General features: G+C 63.9%; 2 protein-coding genes. One reads left to right on the plus strand and one right to left on the minus strand.

Annotated elements, in window-relative coordinates; all coding sequences use genetic code 11:
- Positions 1-519 (plus strand): hypothetical protein (locus ACXJKG_RS20865; RefSeq protein ID WP_456847631.1); only part of this gene is annotated, 519 nt, incomplete at its 5' end.
- Between the two features lie 270 nt (positions 520-789).
- Here ACXJKG_RS20865 and ACXJKG_RS20870 read toward each other — a convergent pair.
- Positions 790-1821, minus strand: a complete 1032-nt coding sequence (locus tag ACXJKG_RS20870) for a DUF2971 domain-containing protein (RefSeq protein WP_456847632.1) — start codon at positions 1819-1821, stop codon at positions 790-792.
- Positions 1822-1928 lie beyond the last annotated feature (107 nt).

The following is a 1928-nucleotide window of genomic DNA, read 5'->3' on the forward strand; positions in this document are numbered from 1 at the left end:
GCGGCGGACCTGGCGCCGGTCGTCATCGCTGGCGGAACAAAGGAGATCTTCGCAAACGTGAGCCGCGCACTCGCCGAACCCGGCGTCTCCTGGCTAKAGACGGGATTCGAGTGGGCAGCGAAGGAGGCTCACGCGTCCGACGTTCCGGAGCGCGTGTCGATTCCAACCGAAGCGCGGCCCATTGTCGACAAGTCGGTAAGACTGCTCTCCCAGCCAGCGCGCAACCCGACGCACGTCTTCACAGGCCCAATCACACAGATCGGGCACGAACCGGGCGACCCGCTCGGTCACATCGTGATTCAAGCGCCGAGCCCAACGGGTAGACGGTTGGGCCACATCGAAGTGCGAGTCCGCGCCGAGCAGCTGACAGAGCTCCACCATTGGATGGACAACGTGACGACAGTCGTCGTCAGCGGTGAGCTAGAGCGGGCGCCGGGCCGCATGCCGCGGCTTCGAGCGATCACACGGCCGCTACCGCTCACAGAGACGATGCTCGCCGTTGATGCCGGCAATGCCTAAGCCGGGATGCCCGCGCGCCAGGACGCCGCGGTCGGTCAGGGGCGGGGCTGAGCGGTCTACGGCCCGTCGACGCCTAGGTCGGCTCGGAGGTCTCGGCGCAGGGTGCGACAGACCTTGACGGCTTCACCGATCACCTTCCACACCCTCGGTCAATGTGCTCGAGTCTCCACCCATCAGCGGCCATAAGCGCTCCTCTCTCTGCCGAGAGGGTCGACCCGCTGTGCGACCTGCGTCAGCTGGACTCCCTACTTGCGGCTCCCGACCGCGCGACTAGCGCAAGGGAACCCGCGAGCGCCAGACGGCGTCGCGCGACAACTTGTATCCGTTGGCATGGATGAGTGCACGAACGGTTGCAGCGTTGTTGTCGAAATGAATCAGCGGTCCGACCCCCACACTGCGGAGCGGAAGAGTGCCGGCGAGTCGGCTCATATCGGTGATGTGCACGGCTCGGTCTGCCGATCCATCGTCGAAGTGAGCGAGCGTCGCAAACTTCACGACGCCATACGGACCTGCGCGAAAGCCAACGTAGGGCTCCTCGATCCAACAGGTGACGAGCATCCGCACCTCATTTTCTCCGCTGTACCCGTCCGACTTGCTCAGTCGGGCGATGCTTGCTAGCGCGGTGCCGAAGTCATGCTCGGCCTGATCGACCGGGAGCCGCGCCTCGGCCCAAGCCTCTGCCGATTCGTCGGGGGTCTCAAAAGGCTCACCGGCCGCCATGGCCCGATCACGCTCGTCGCGAGCGCTTGCCATACCAGGCGCCACTAGCCGTAGAAGCTGCTCCAGGCACTGCTCCTTCTCGTCATCCCGGTACAACACGGGCAGCCATGGAGTGACGCTCACCATGTCGTCCATGCTCGCGAACGCGACTGCAAGCGAGTTCGTCTCGTCGACGACCCGGGCCTCTCGCGTGGTGATGACCGAGAACGACTTCGTCGGGTCGAACTCGACGCAATAGCCGCGGCCRTTGTCCGCATAAAGGCGCCACTGATTCGCATCGTCGCGTTGGGTGGAGGCGCAGACGACGTGCACCGAACTACTCGGTTCGCTCCTCTGGTGTGCCCTTGCCGCATCTTGCAGAACGCTGACCGAATCGTCGTTCGGGTTCTGGCGCGCAAGCCATCTGTCGATGAAGTTCCAACCTTGTGTGACTTCCGCGATGTCGTTCAGGCCGGTTGCTTCCGAGGCGCGCAGGGAGTTGTTCTGCACTATCGCTAGCAGACCAGCTGCGCTTGTGTAGTGGTAGACGGGAGCGCTCGCCGGTCGAACAAATGGAAGCAGGTCGTTCCACGGCAGGGCCATGTGAGCACAGTAGGGCAGCTCTTCCCTCGACGTTGTTGGCTCCGAATCGGAGACCGTGGCTGAGCAAAGCGGCTCAAGTGCGGACGTCACCTGACTGTGCGTGAAGA

The sequence above is a fragment of the Cellulomonas sp. P5_C6 genome (assembly GCF_054049635.1).